This window comes from Phyllobacterium sp. RCAM01083 (assembly GCF_055685835.1).
On sequence record NZ_JBVFZN010000005.1, the window covers coordinates 1,488,622 to 1,501,883 of the forward strand.

The 13,262-nt window shown below is 60.6% G+C and carries 11 protein-coding genes; 3 read left to right on the top strand and 8 right to left on the bottom strand.

Going from position 1 to position 13,262, the window contains the following annotated elements:
* Positions 1 to 106: 106 nt before the first annotated feature.
* Positions 107 to 3,616 (bottom strand): DNA polymerase III subunit alpha, encoded by a 3,510-nt coding sequence (gene dnaE / locus ACZ25R_RS13995; RefSeq protein ID WP_472461298.1) that lies wholly within the window; start codon positions 3,614 to 3,616, stop codon positions 107 to 109.
* A gap of 138 nt (positions 3,617 to 3,754) precedes the next feature.
* Here dnaE and ACZ25R_RS14000 point away from each other — a divergent pair, with 138 nt between their 5' ends.
* Together ACZ25R_RS14000 and ACZ25R_RS14005 are read left to right on the top strand one after the other, a co-directional pair.
* The gene (locus tag ACZ25R_RS14000) at positions 3,755 to 4,336 is read left to right on the top strand and encodes a histidine phosphatase family protein (protein ID WP_472461299.1); all 582 of its coding nucleotides are present in this window, start codon (positions 3,755 to 3,757) and stop codon (positions 4,334 to 4,336) included.
* Positions 4,337 to 4,420: 84 nt separating this feature from the next.
* Entirely contained in the window at positions 4,421 to 4,684 is a 264-nt protein-coding gene (locus ACZ25R_RS14005; protein WP_472461300.1) for a hypothetical protein, read from the top strand.
* 5 nt (positions 4,685 to 4,689) lie between these two features.
* Here the strand turns inward: ACZ25R_RS14005 and ACZ25R_RS14010 are convergent, their stop codons facing one another.
* Genes ACZ25R_RS14010 through proS form a run of 3 tightly spaced genes read right to left on the bottom strand, consistent with a single transcriptional unit; the run spans position 4,690 to position 8,011 of the window.
* Positions 4,690 to 5,376 carry an ABC transporter ATP-binding protein gene (locus ACZ25R_RS14010; protein WP_105735461.1) on the bottom strand — a complete coding sequence of 229 codons (687 nt, stop codon included), beginning with the start codon at positions 5,374 to 5,376 and terminating at the stop codon, positions 4,690 to 4,692.
* The gene (locus ACZ25R_RS14015; protein WP_223615177.1) at positions 5,376 to 6,665 is read right to left on the bottom strand and encodes a lipoprotein-releasing ABC transporter permease subunit; all 1,290 of its coding nucleotides are present in this window, start codon (positions 6,663 to 6,665) and stop codon (positions 5,376 to 5,378) included. The genes ACZ25R_RS14010 and ACZ25R_RS14015 overlap by 1 nt, the downstream gene beginning before the upstream one ends.
* Positions 6,662 to 8,011: a proline--tRNA ligase gene (gene proS / locus ACZ25R_RS14020; protein WP_403173263.1), complete on the bottom strand. Its 1,350-nt coding sequence runs from the start codon at positions 8,009 to 8,011 to the stop codon at positions 6,662 to 6,664. Before proS ends, ACZ25R_RS14015 begins: the two co-directional genes overlap by 4 nt.
* An 848-nt stretch (positions 8,012 to 8,859) precedes the next feature.
* Here proS and ACZ25R_RS14025 point away from each other — a divergent pair.
* Entirely contained in the window at positions 8,860 to 9,861 is a 1,002-nt protein-coding gene (locus tag ACZ25R_RS14025) for a glycosyltransferase family 2 protein (RefSeq protein WP_472461301.1), read from the top strand.
* A 179-nt stretch (positions 9,862 to 10,040) separates the two neighbouring features.
* Here ACZ25R_RS14025 and ACZ25R_RS14030 read toward each other — a convergent pair whose 3' ends face one another.
* From ACZ25R_RS14030 to ACZ25R_RS14045, 4 genes are read right to left on the bottom strand one after another with little or no spacing between them, the layout of a single operon-like run.
* Positions 10,041 to 10,310 (bottom strand): DUF1467 family protein, encoded by a 270-nt coding sequence (locus ACZ25R_RS14030; protein ID WP_223615180.1) that lies wholly within the window; start codon positions 10,308 to 10,310, stop codon positions 10,041 to 10,043.
* A gap of 1 nt (position 10,311) precedes the next feature.
* Positions 10,312 to 10,716, bottom strand: a complete 405-nt coding sequence (mce, locus tag ACZ25R_RS14035) for a methylmalonyl-CoA epimerase (RefSeq protein WP_223615181.1) — start codon at positions 10,714 to 10,716, stop codon at positions 10,312 to 10,314.
* 8 nt (positions 10,717 to 10,724) lie between these two features.
* Complete coding sequence (locus tag ACZ25R_RS14040; protein ID WP_223615182.1) at positions 10,725 to 12,398, bottom strand: ribonuclease J; 1,674 nt, start codon at positions 12,396 to 12,398, stop codon at positions 10,725 to 10,727.
* Between the two features lie 19 nt (positions 12,399 to 12,417).
* Positions 12,418 to 13,248, bottom strand: a complete 831-nt coding sequence (locus ACZ25R_RS14045) for a biotin--[acetyl-CoA-carboxylase] ligase (RefSeq protein ID WP_346306064.1) — start codon at positions 13,246 to 13,248, stop codon at positions 12,418 to 12,420.
* Between the last annotated feature and the right edge of the window lie 14 nt (positions 13,249 to 13,262).

The following is a 13,262-nucleotide window of genomic DNA, read 5'->3' on the forward strand; positions in this document are numbered from 1 at the left end:
CCGTGGCGCCACCAGCTAGCCCCTTGCGGATATACAACGCTCGACCGATCTTGCGGTTTGGGAGGGATCGATCGATACAGTCCAATGCGCCTCAGTGCGGTGTTACCTAAACCATCTCCACATCGACCACGCCGGGAATGGCCTTCATGGCGCTGGCAACCTGCGGGCCAACGCGGTAGCGGTTGGGCAGTTCGATCTCCACTTCGCTGGCGCCATTCTCCTTGATCAGGATGAGCGAGACGATCTGGCCGTCATTCTGCGGGGCGAGATAGGGCGTGATGGCGCTCAGCGGCTCGCTGGAGCGCATATAGAGGCGCAAGGCCTTCTGCATGCGCGTGGCTTCATCCTCTAGCGACTGCGCCGTCTGGATGCGCAGGCTGATGCCCTCCGGCCGGTCTTCGGCGCCGACCGTCACCACGACGGAGCGTCCCGGCTCCAGGAGATCGCGGTATTGCGCCAGCGCCTCGGAGAAAAGCACCGCCTCGAACTGGCCCGATGCATCGGAAAACTGGATGATGCCCATCTTGTTGCCGGTCTTGGTCTTGCGTTCCTGCTTGGCGGTGATGGTTCCGGCAAGCCGTCCGGCATTGGCGCCGCGTTTCACCGCAGCGGAAAATTCGGCCCAGCTCTGCACCCGCATCTTTTCCAGGATCGGCCGGTATTCGTCGAGTGGATGGGCGGAGAGGTAAAAACCCGCCGCTTCGAACTCACGCCGCAGTTTTTCCGCCGACAGCCATGGCGCCGCATTGGGCAGCTGCAGCCCCTGCGATCCGCCTGCGGCCATGCCGCCAAAAATGTCCGCCTGTCCGCTGACGCTGTCTTCCTGCGTGCGCTGCGCATGGCCGATGATACGGTCGAGACCGGCAATGAGCGCCGGGCGTTCCCGCCCGAAGCAGTCGAACGCCCCGGCATTGATCAGGCTTTCAAACACGCGCCGGTTGACGACGCGCGGATCGATGCGTTCGCAGAAATCCTCAAGGCTGGCATAGGGCGCGTCGCCGCGCTTTTCGACGATATGATCGACCGCCGCCTCGCCCACGCCCTTGATGGCGGCGAGCGAATAGAAAATACGGTTGTCGCCCACTTCAAACAGGCAGAACGACGTGTTGACCGAAGGGGTGACCACCTCGATGCCCAGCCGCAGCGCCTCGCGGCGGAAATCGTTGAGCTTGTCGGTGTTCGCCATGTCGTAGGTCATCGACGAAGCGAGGAACTCGACGGGATAATGCGCCTTCATATAGGCGGTCTGGAACGACACGATGGCATAGGCGGCGGCGTGCGACTTGTTGAAACCGTAGTCGGCGAACTTTGCCAAGAGGTCGAAAATGAAGTTGGCCTGCGGCTTGGTCACACCGCGTTCCACCGCGCCATCAACGAAACGGACGCGCTGCATGTCCATCTCGGAGCGGATCTTCTTACCCATGGCACGGCGCAGCAGATCGGCTTCGCCCAGCGTATAGCCGGACATTTCCTGCGCGATCTGCATCACCTGTTCCTGGTAGATGATGACGCCCTGGGTTTCCTTGACGAGATGGTCGATCTTGGGATGGATCGACGCCATCTCCTCATCACCATTCTTGCGCGCGTTGTAGGTCGGGATGTTTTCCATCGGACCCGGACGGTACAGCGCCACAAGCGCGATGATGTCCTCGATCCGGTCGGGCTTCATACCGATCAGCGCCTTGCGCATGCCGGTACTTTCCACCTGGAACACGCCGACCGTTTCGCCGCGCGACAGCATTTCGTAGCTGAGCTTGTCATCGAGCGGCAGGTTGGACAAATCCACGGTGATGCCGCGCCGCTTGACCAGATTGACCGCAGTCTGCAGCACCGTCAGGGTTTTCAGGCCGAGAAAGTCGAATTTGACCAGCCCCGCCTCTTCCACCATCTTCATGTTGAACTGCGTAACCGGCATGTCGGAGCGCGGATCGCGGTACATCGGCACGAGTTCCGACAGCGGACGGTCGCCGATGACGATACCGGCGGCGTGGGTCGAGGCGTGGCGGTACAGCCCTTCCAGCTTCAGCGCAATGTCCAGAAGGCGCTCGACAACAGGCTCCTTGTCGCGCTCTTCGCGCAGGCGCGGCTCATCCTCGATGGCCTTTGCCAGCGTCACCGGATTGGCCGGGTTGGCCGGCACCATCTTGGTCAGGCGGTCCACCTGCCCATAGGGCATTTCGAGCACGCGGCCGACGTCGCGCAGCACGGCGCGCGCCTGCAGCGTTCCGAAGGTGATGATCTGCGCCACCTGATCGCGGCCATACTTGGCCTGAACATAGCGGATGACCTCGTCGCGCCGCTCCTGACAGAAGTCGATGTCAAAGTCGGGCATCGAGACGCGGTCGGGATTGAGGAAGCGTTCGAACAGCAGGGAGAAGCGCAGCGGATCGACGTCGGTGATCGTCAGCGCATAGGCAACGAGCGAACCCGCACCGGAGCCGCGGCCGGGACCGACAGGAATATCATGGGCTTTCGCCCACTTGATGAAGTCGGAAACGATGAGGAAGTAACCCGGATATTTCATTCGGGTGATGATGGAAATCTCATATTCCAGCCGGTCGGCATATTCCTGCGGCGTGTGGCCATCGGCCATGCCGAGCGTCTCGATGCGACTTGCCAGGCCTTCCCGCGCCTGCCGGGCCAGTTCGTCGGCTTCCTCCTGCAGGGCCGCTTCAGGATCGTCGCTTTCACCGGTAAAGCGCGGCAGGATCGGCGCGCGGTTCTTCGGATAATAGGAACAGCGCAGCGCGATCTCGACGGTATTTTCCAGCGCCTCGGGCAGATCGGCGAACAGCGCCACCATCTCGTCTTCGGTCTTGAGATAATGGTCGGGCGTCAGGCGGCGGCGATCGTCGATGGAAAGCAGCGAACCCGCCGCAATGGCCAGCAGCGCATCATGCGCCTCATAGTCGGCGCTCTTGGAGAAGAACACGTCATTGGTGGCGACCAGAGGCAGTTCCAGCTCATAGGCAAGCGCGATATGGGTCGCTTCCAAAGCGCGGTCATAGCCGCGATGACGCTGCAGCTCGACATAGAGCCGGTCGCCATAGAGCGAGCGCAGGTGGATGAGCCGCTGGCGGGCGCGGTCGATGCGGTCGTCCTTGATCGCCTTGGCGATCGGCCCCTCGGGACCGCCGGAAAGAACGATGATACCGTTGGAAAGACCCGGCAGCCAGGAGGCGGCAACATGGACGGGATCGCCGGCGGGCGTTTCCAGATAGGCGCGGCTGACAAGCCGGACGAGATTGGCATAGCCGGTTTCCGTTGCCGCTAGCAGCACGAGCGGCGCAAGCCCGAGCGCTTCGCGCCGGTTGGCGCTGCGGCTTTCCTCCGCCTGATCGTGAAAGGCGATGTCGAGCTGGCAGCCGATGATCGGCTGCAAGCCGGACTTCGAACCCTTCTGGGCGAATTCGAGCGCCCCGAACAGATTGTTGGTGTCGGTGATGGCGATGGCCGGGCTTTTGTTGGACGTGGCGAGATCGATGACCTTGGCGACCTGCAGCGCGCCTTCCAGCAGGGAATAGGCGGAATGCACCCGCAGATGGACGAAACGAAGCGCCTGCTTTTCCACACTGCCTTCGCCGGGTCTGCCCTGTCCGTCTGCCACTGTATCCATCTCCAGAAAATTCCGGCGAACGCGCTGATTCACCACCCGCGCATTCTCGAACAATGGTCAGGGGGTGTCCACCTATACTTTGACCGCCGGATCGTGCGACTGTGAACAACCTGTGATGTGCCAGCGAAAGGCCCGTGAATGAGCAATGCATATCCCGAAATCTATCTGGTGCGGCACGGTCAGACGGAATGGAGCCTGTCCGGCCAGCACACCGGGCGAACCGACATGCCGCTGACGGCAGCTGGCGAAGCGGCAGCCCGCACCCTGGCAGGCCGCCTGCAGGGCCTTGCCTTTTCCGCCATATGGTCGAGCCCTTCCCAGCGCGCATCGAAAACCTGCGCCCTCGCCGGATTTGGCGATGCCCGCGTGATCAAGGACGATCTGGCGGAATGGGATTACGGCACCTATGAGGGCATCACCACCAAGGCGATCCTGGCGGAGCGCCCCGGCTGGCAGCTTTTCCGCGACGGCTGCCCCGGCGGCGAATCCGCAGCCGATGTCGGTGCGCGTGCCGACCGGATCATCCATGCCATCCGCGCGGCGAATGACAGGATTCTCATCTTCTCGAGTTCGCATTTCCTGCGGGTGCTGACGGCCCGCTGGCTTGGCTTGCCGCCCGAAGGCGGCGCGCTTTTCGTTCTGGATACCACCAGCATCAGCGTGCTCGGCTATGAGCACGACCTGACGGAACCGGTTGTCCGCATGTGGAACCAGACATGATGATGGGCGACGCCCGCGGGCCGGGAACCAGGGAAAACCTAGTCATCCCGGCCCCGCCGGTTCTTTCAGATAACGCTGACCCACATGGCGAATGTTGCAATAAACAGACTGACTGTAACGAATGACATGACGTCCTGGAAAAGTTCGCTCATCGGTAAAACCCTTCTTCGTTTGCTCTATGTATATGTTTTGTTCTATTTTTGTTCCAAAGTCAAGCGTGCCAAAGCTGCCGTTGGCGCTATGGTTGTCGATTTCTTAACAGAGGGTAAAACGCGGACCGGCGAGCGGGTGCCGCCAAACGCAAACGGGCGCGGAAAAATCCGCGCCCGTTTGCTATCCATGGTGTGAACGGATCAGGAGACCGTGGTGATCTTGCCGTCCTTGAGCGTGACGCGGCGATCCATGCGGCGGGCCAGTTCGTGATTGTGCGTGGCGATCATCGCCGACAGGCCGGACTGGCGCACCAGGGCTTCCAGCGCCTCGAACACATAGGAGGACGTCACCGGATCGAGATTGCCGGTGGGTTCGTCAGCAAGCAGCACAAGCGGCGCATTGGCCACCGCGCGGGCGATGGCAACGCGCTGCTGCTCGCCGCCGGACAGTTCCGACGGCCGGTGCGAGGCGCGTGCCCCCACCTTCATGTAATCAAGCAGCTGCTGCGCGCGTTCGGAGGCAACGCGCGGTTTCATGCCGCGGATCATCTGCGGCATCATCACGTTCTCCAGCGCGGAAAATTCCGGCAGGAGATGGTGGAACTGATAGACGAAACCGATGTCGTTGCGGCGGATGGCGGTGCGCTCTTCATCGGACAGGGAACCGCAGGCGCGGCCGTCCAGAATCACATCGCCATTGTCAGGCCGCTCCAGGAGACCCGCCGTGTGCAAAAGCGTCGACTTGCCGGCGCCAGAGGGCGCGACAAGCGCGACCATCTCGCCCCTGCCGAGGGAGAAATTGGCATCGTCCAGAATAACCAGCTCCCGGTCGATCTCATTGTACCGGCGGCCGACGCTGGTCAGCTGAAGAATGGGCCCGGCTGACATTATTCGTACCTCAAGGCTTCAACGGGATCGAGCTTGGCCGCGCGCCATGCGGGGAAAAGCGTTGCCAGAAACGACAGGACAAGCGCCATCAGGATGACCGTGAAGGTTTCATTGAAATCCATCTTGGCGGGCAAGGTGCTCAGGAAATAAAGCTCCGGATTGAACAGGGTCGTGCCTGACAACCAGGAGAAGAATTGCCGGATGCGCTCGACGTTGAGGCAGACGAGGACACCCAGGGCCACGCCGGCAATCGTGCCGGTCACGCCAATTGCCGCGCCCGTCATCAGGAAGATGCGCATGACCGAGTTGCGCGTCGCGCCCATCGTTCGCAGGATGGCGATATCGCGTCCCTTGTCCTTCACCAGCATGATCAGGCCGGAAATGATGTTCAGGGCCGCCACGAGAACGATCAGCGTCAGGATCATGAACATGACGTTGCGCTCCACCTGCAGGGCGGAGAAGAAGGTGACGTTGCGCTGGCGCCAGTCGGTGAGCATCAGCGGACGCTGCGCCGCATCCTCGATGGGCTTTTTCAGCGCGTCGACATTGTCGGGATTGTTGGCAAAGATCTCGATGGACTGGACCTTGCCCTCCTGATTGAAATAGAGCTGCGCTTCATCCAGCGGCATGAGCGCGATCGAGGCGTCGTATTCGGACATGCCGATCTGGAAAATGGCGACGACCGGATAGGATTTTACCCGCGGCGAAACCCCGAGCGGCGTCACATCGCCGTCCAGCGACATCAATGTCAGCTTGTCGCCGATGCCGAGCCCCAGATTTTCCGCCATGCGCGTGCCGATGGCCACGCCGCCCGCCTTGTCGAAATTGGCGAAGGTGCCCTGCTTGACGTTCTTGGCGACGAGCTGGAGCTTGTTGATATCCTCTTCGCGCAGGCCCCGTACGAGCGTGCCGGTGCCCTGCCCGACATTGCCCTGGCCGAGCACCTGGCCTTCCACGACGGGAATGGCGAAGGAAACACCGGGAACCGCATCGATCCGCTTGATCACATTGTCGTAGTCATCGAGCGGCCGGTCCATCGGCTGCATGATGACATGGCCGTTGATGCCGAGAATGCGCGTCAGCAATTCGCTGCGAAAACCGTTCATGACGGCCATGACGATAATGAGCGTCGCCACGCCGAGCATGATGCCGGTGAAGGAGAAACCGGCGATCACCGAAATAAACGTTTCCTTGCGCCGGGCGCGCAGATAGCGCCATGCGATCATCCGTTCATAGGCAGAGAACGGCTTGGGACCCTGTTGTACAGCAGTGACGGCCGATTCTGTCATAGAGTTCCAGCCTGAAAGTCAGCGGGGCCTGCAAGCTTGTTGATTGCAGCTTCAATGCTCAGGGTTTCTCGTTCACCCGTCGCGCGATCCTTGATCTCGACTTCGCCCGCGGCAACACCGCGCGGCCCGATGATCACCTGCGTCGGCAGGCCGATCAGGTCCATCTTGGCGAATTTCGCACCGGGACGATCATCCGTATCGTCCAGCAGCGGCTCGAGACCGGCATTGGTCAAGGCCTCGTAGACCTTGGCGGATGCCGCGTCGCACGCCTCGTCGCCCGGCTTCATGTTGACGATGCCCGCGCCGAATGGCGCAACGGCCTTCGGCCAGATGATGCCGTTCTCGTCATGGGATGCCTCGATGATCGCGGCGATGACACGCGAGGGTCCGATGCCGTAGGAACCCATGGAAACCATGTGTTCCTTGCCATCGGGACCGGTGACCTTGGCGCCCATCGGTTCGGAATATTTGGTGCCGAAATGGAAGATGTGGCCGACCTCGATGCCGCGTGCGGCAAGCTGTTCGGACGCACCGACCTTGTCCCAGGCGGCTTCGTCGTGCATTTCATCCGTCGCCGCATAGGGCGTCGTCCATTTGGTCACGATATCGGCGACCTGCGCATTGTCATCGAAATTGGTATCGGCACCGGGAACCGGCAGGTCGAGATAGGCGCGGTCGCAATAGACCTGGCTCTCGCCGGTTTCGGCCAGAATGATGAATTCGTGGCTGAGGTCGCCGCCGATGGGGCCGGTATCGGCACGCATGGGGATGACCTTGATGCCGAGGCGCGAGAAGGTGCGGAGATACGCCACGAACATGCGGTTATAGGCGGCCTTGGCGCCTTCGAAATCGATATCGAAGCTGTAGGCATCCTTCATCAGGAATTCACGCGAGCGCATGACGCCGAAACGCGGGCGGCGCTCGTCGCGGAACTTCCACTGGATGTGATAAAGATTGAGCGGCAAGTCCTTGTAGGACTTCACATAAGCCCGGAAAATCTCGGTGATCATTTCCTCGTTGGTCGGGCCAAACAGCATCTCGCGGTCACCACGATCCTTGATGCGCAGCATCTCGTCGCCATAGGCGTCATAACGGCCGCTTTCGCGCCACAGATCGGCGGACTGGATCGTCGGCATCAGCAGCTCGATGGCGCCGGACCGATTCTGTTCCTCGCGGATGATGTTGGACACCTTGTTGAGGATGCGCAGGCCTGCCGGCAGCCAGGCATAGATGCCGGCCGACTCCTGACGGATCAGGCCGGCACGCAGCATCAGCCGGTGCGAGACGATTTCCGCCTCTTTGGGATTTTCTTTCAGGATAGGCAGGAAATAACGGGAAAGCCGCATTGAGATCACCAAATTGAAACACAGCCTGAATGCTTGAAGAATCAGGCAAAACCAAGTGCAAAGTTAGCGTATTACCCAAAAATCGTTGCCGATTTCCGGAAAGACTCATACGCCGCCAAATGTGTTGCCGCGTCCCGCCCAAAACCCGGATTAATCCGCGACGCAGCAATGTTTCTTAGCGGCTTAACAGCGGGTTGGGAACCCGCCAACGCCAAATGAGACATCTCAGATTTGTGACAGTTTTGTTACGCTGCCAGATTTGTAAGCAAAAAATGACTGTACCGAATATTTTTCGTGACATTTCGAAGGCAGTCCGCTATTTTTTTAATCATAATGAGAAAGTAAGAATAATTCTGCTTTCCAGCGCGGTCAAAGTCTTGGGAGGATGTGACCTTTGGCGCGGTAATACGCAGCCACCATGCAAATGGAATAGGGTCAGACGCGATCTAACAATGCAAGGCGAAAGCCTTGCATTTTTTTTGTCTTGTTGCGGCAATACAAGCACTTATCAAATAAACTTAAAGGTGGTTGCACAGACTGCCGCGTCTCGATCACGTTGCTTCAGTTCTATTTTGCAACTACTTGGGCGGCAGGCAGATGCGGCTTCACCCCGACCAGCCTGCACAGCTGACGGGATATTTCCCTTCAACCCCACCATCCGGAAGATCCGCAACGGCACGATGATGCCGGCGTCGATTCGCGCGATGTCGTCTCATCCCCGCAGCGCGATCTTAGACCAATGTCGCAATGTTCAGCTCATCTTCGCCTGTTAAATTGGCGTCGCAGGATCAGTGTGCCAGGCGCGGGGATTGGCACATCAGCGACGTTACAATGTTCGGGGACGAACCATGGGAATTCACACACGCGGCGCGGCTCAGCCCGGCAAGCGCAGCATATGCATAAGCACGATTACACGTAATCGTCCGTTCATGCTGCAGAACCTGTTGCAGTCCTATGCCGCCATGGGCGTACCCCAGGGTGTCGAGTTGCATTTCCTCATCGTCGAGAACAATGAGAAGGCAACGCTGCACGATGTCATCGCGCATTTCCGGGCGCTCGTGCCGCAATGGACGGTTCAGTACGAGGTGGAACCGCGCCTCGGGATTGCCCGTGCCCGCAACCATGCGCTGGCATGCGCCCTGGCCGGCAATCACGATCTCATGACATTTGCCGATGATGATGAACGGGTGGAACCCGACTGGCTGATTGAACTGCTGGCGGAACTGGATGCCTCAAGGCTCGATATCGTCGGCTCCCCCGTGCGCGCCGCGCCGATTTCCGCCGACGCGCCGTTTTCCGCGCAACTGGTCTGGGCCGGTCTCAACCGCAGGGGCATGGACAGCGAACGCAAGGCCCGGCGGCGGTGCCAGCGCAACGAAGCGCACAGGATTCTGCTGGCAACCGGCAGCTGGATGGGTAGGCTGAGTTTCTTTGACCGGACGGGGCTACGTTTCGACGATACGCTTGATCTGGCCGGCGGGGAAGACTGGCGCCTGTACAGGGAAGCCAAAAAACTCGGCGCCAGGACCGGCTGGACGCCGCATGCCATTGCCTATGAAACCGTGCCGATGGACCGGCTGACCCTCGGCTACCATTTCCGCCGTGACCGGGACAGCAGTTCGGTTGAAACCTGCCGGAAGCTCGACCAGCAACGTGCGCTGACCTTGCTGCGCATCCCCGGCTCGCTGGCGATTCGGGTGTTCAAACTGTGCAGCTACGCCGTTGCGGCGCCGTTCACGCGCGGCGAAGCGCTGGTGCGGCTGGCGGCATGCATGGGCAGCATTTTCGGCATCTGTCAGGGCTGCCTTGGCAAGAGATCGTCGCACTATCGGCGGACAAGCGGTTTTTGACGGCTGCACGCTTGTCATGCGTGGTTCGACAAGCTCACCATGAGGAAGGTGGTTTGGCTGCAATGCCAAGCACGGAGATTGCAGAATTATGCTCCCTGCAATCCTCACTCTCCCTCATGGTGAGCTTGTCGAACCACGCACAATGCACCACGGTGCGGATGCCGGACGAGACCGCAGTCCTAATGCAGTTGCGGGAAGAAAACCGGAATGCTCTCGACGCCGAAACCAAGCTTCTGGTTGACGATGTAGAAGAGGATAAAAACCACGGCTGAAATCGCTGTGGTGATCAGGAACACCCGTCCCATCCGGTGCTTGTGCGGCGCACTGGCGGTCGTGCCCAGCGTGACATCATCCTCATCGGCCTGGGTGCGCAGGCCAAACGGCAGCACGGTGAACAGCGTCAGCCACCAGAAGATGAAATAGATCGCCATTCCAGTTGCGATGGGCATGTCAGACTTGCTCCAGTTCGATCAGCGTCCCGTTGAAATCCTTCGGGTGGAGGAACAGCACCGGTTTGCCGTGGGCGCCGATTTTCGGTTCGCCATCACCCAGGATACGGGCGCCCTGCTGTTTTAGCTGATTTCGTGCCGCCAGAATATCGGCCACTTCGTAGCAGACGTGATGCATGCCGCCGGACGGGTTCTTTGCCAGGAACGCCGCGATGGGCGAATCCGCATTCAAGGGTTCGAGAAGCTCGATCTTGGTGTTGCCGACATCGATGAAAACGACGGTCACGCCATGCTCCGGCAGAACCTGCGGCTCGGTGAGTGTCGCACCGAGCGTATCGCGATAGACCGCAGACGCTGCCGCAAGATCCGGTACAGCGATGGCGACATGATTCAGACGACCAAGCATCCTTGACCTCACGTGCGGGTTACGAACACGGTGACGATCGGCTTCTTGCCCCAGGCCTCGTTGGCAGCGGCACGGACGGCGCGGCGCACCGCCTCGCGGACCATGGCCAAATCCTTGCGCTTTTCACGCGGGATACTCTGCACCGCACCAACGGCCGCATCGTACAGCAGGTCTTCAAGCAGTTCGCCTTCCCGATCGTTCTCCGGCAGGCCGACCGGCACGATTTCCGGGTCCTCGATGATGTTGTACTTCGCATCGAGCAGCATCGATACCGCGACATGGCCGACATAGGACAGCTTGCGCCGGTCGACAATGCCGACCTCTTCCTCGTCGCCGATGAGCTTGCCGTCCTTCATGACGCGGCCAAACGGCGCCTGATCGATGATCTCCGCCCTGCCCGGCGCCAGACGCAGAATGTCGCCATTGCGCACCTGCGGCACCTCGGGAATGCCGGCCATGGCCGCAAGCGAGCCCTGCGCCACAAGATGCGCGGCTTCGCCATGCACAGGCACGAGAATGCGCGGACGCACCCATTCATACATGCGCTTCAGCTCATTGCGGCGCGGATGGCCCGAGACGTGCACCAGCTGATCATCGTCGGAGATGATGTGGATGCCCTGCTCGATCAAAAGGTTTTTTGTCTCGATGATCGGCTTTTCATTGCCGGGAATGGTGCGCGAGGAATAGATGACCGTATCGCCGGCTGACAGCGCCACATTGCGCATTTCATCGCGGGCAAGCTTGGCCAGCGCCGCGCGGGATTCGCCCTGGCTGCCGGTGAGAATGATGACGATATTCTCGCGCGGGATGAAACCGTAATCCTCTTCGGAGAGAAATTCCGGAATGCCGTCGAGATAACCCAGTTCACTGGCCACATCGATCATCCGCTTCATCGAGCGGCCGAGCACCAGCACCTGGCGTCCGGCATCGCGGGCGGCGATGGCGATGGAACGGATACGTCCGACATTGGACGAAAAGGTGGTGATAGCAACGCGACCGCGGGCGTTTTCGATGATGTCGCGCAGACTGTCGCCGACCTCCCGCTCGGAGGGCGATTCCCCGTCACGCAAGGCATTGGTGGAGTCGCACATCATCGCCAGCACGCCTTCGTCGCCAAGGGCACGGAATCCGGCCTCATCGATCAGCGGTCCCAGCGACGGCTCCGGGTCCATCTTCCAGTCGCCGGTGTGAACGACGATGCCCAGCGGTGTCCTGATCGCCAGCGAGACCGGTTCCGGGATCGAGTGGGTCACGGCAAGCGCTTCGAACTCGAAGGGGCCGACATTGAACTTTTCGCCGGCGCGGTAAATGGTGACGGGAATATCCGGCGCGCCCGGCTCCGACTGGCGCTTGGCTTCCAGCAACCCGGCGGTGAACGGCGTCGCATAGACCGGCACATTCAACAGCGGCCACAGGTCGAGCAAGGCGCCGTAATGGTCCTCGTGGGCATGGGTGATCACAATCCCCTTGAGATTGTGCCGCTCGGCCTGCAGAAAACGGATATCGGGAAGAACGAGATCAGCACCTGGAAGATCCGGTCCGGCGAAGGTGACGCCCATGTCGACGACCACCCATTCGCGCTTGTGTGCGGGGCCATAGCCATACATGGCCAGATTCATCCCGATTTCACCAACGCCGCCCAAAGGCAGGAACACGAGCTCTGCCTGATCGGAATTTGCCATTTATACTCCTTACAACCGGCTATCCGGCACTTGCCGATGCAACTGCTCCGAAATGAACATCGCCGGCAGCAATCTTCACCCGTTCCCCATCATTATCGCGTATGACGAAACGGCAGTCTTCGTCAATTGTTTCGAATATACCACGCAGCACCGAGCCGTCGACCCGCACGGCAACTTCACTGCCAATTCCTGCCGCGCGCTTGAGCCAGCGCTTGCGAATGTCTGCAAGCCCGCGCCCCTCGTTCCAGATGCGGCTGTTTTCCTGCCAGGCATCGGATAGCGCCAGAAACAGTGTTTCCGCATCGCAGGCCGCACCAAGCTGCTTCAGCGATGTCGCTGGATAAGGCACGTCCTCGGGGTAAGCAACGACATTGACGCCGATGCCGACGACGACGGCAAACCGCCCATCCGGCAGATGCGTCGATTCCAGAAGAATGCCGGCAAGCTTGGCCTTGTTGGCCAGAAGATCGTTCGGCCACTTCAGCTCGACACGCAAATCCGACCTGCTGGCACCGATGCCATCGACGCCGACCGAAACCGCGCCTTGCGGGCAGACGGCGTCAAGCGCGTCCGCCAGGGAAAGCCCGGCAACAAAGCCGAGGGTTGCCGCCGTCTTCAACTCGAAATTGCCGGTGAGCAGCAGGGAGGCCGCCAGATTGCCGTGGGATGTGGCCCAGGCGCGACCGCGACGCCCGCGCCCGCTTTCCTGTTTCTTGGAGACGATCCACAGCCGTCCGGGATCGCCAGCCTGCGCGCGCTCCAGCGCGACCGCATTGGTCGAGCCGACCGTATCGAAGGCCTCCATCCGGAAGCCGTTTTGCTGCGCCAGCGGCGAGAGCGAGAATCCCATTGATCAGGGTTCCC

Excerpts from the sequence above, each read along its gene's own strand:
- dnaE (WP_472461298.1), bottom strand. The coding sequence starts at position 3,616 with ATGGATACAGTGGCAGACGGACAGGGCAGACCCGGCGAAGGCAGTGTG.
- ACZ25R_RS14000 (WP_472461299.1), top strand. The coding sequence starts at position 3,755 with ATGAGCAATGCATATCCCGAAATCTATCTGGTGCGGCACGGTCAGACG.
- ACZ25R_RS14005 (WP_472461300.1), top strand. The coding sequence starts at position 4,421 with ATGGCGAATGTTGCAATAAACAGACTGACTGTAACGAATGACATGACG.
- ACZ25R_RS14010 (WP_105735461.1), bottom strand. The coding sequence starts at position 5,376 with ATGTCAGCCGGGCCCATTCTTCAGCTGACCAGCGTCGGCCGCCGGTAC.
- ACZ25R_RS14015 (WP_223615177.1), bottom strand. The coding sequence starts at position 6,665 with ATGACAGAATCGGCCGTCACTGCTGTACAACAGGGTCCCAAGCCGTTC.
- proS (WP_403173263.1), bottom strand. The coding sequence starts at position 8,011 with ATGCGGCTTTCCCGTTATTTCCTGCCTATCCTGAAAGAAAATCCCAAA.
- ACZ25R_RS14025 (WP_472461301.1), top strand. The coding sequence starts at position 8,860 with ATGGGAATTCACACACGCGGCGCGGCTCAGCCCGGCAAGCGCAGCATA.
- ACZ25R_RS14030 (WP_223615180.1), bottom strand. The coding sequence starts at position 10,310 with ATGCCCATCGCAACTGGAATGGCGATCTATTTCATCTTCTGGTGGCTG.
- mce (WP_223615181.1), bottom strand. The coding sequence starts at position 10,716 with ATGCTTGGTCGTCTGAATCATGTCGCCATCGCTGTACCGGATCTTGCG.
- ACZ25R_RS14040 (WP_223615182.1), bottom strand. The coding sequence starts at position 12,398 with ATGGCAAATTCCGATCAGGCAGAGCTCGTGTTCCTGCCTTTGGGCGGC.
- ACZ25R_RS14045 (WP_346306064.1), bottom strand. The coding sequence starts at position 13,248 with ATGGGATTCTCGCTCTCGCCGCTGGCGCAGCAAAACGGCTTCCGGATG.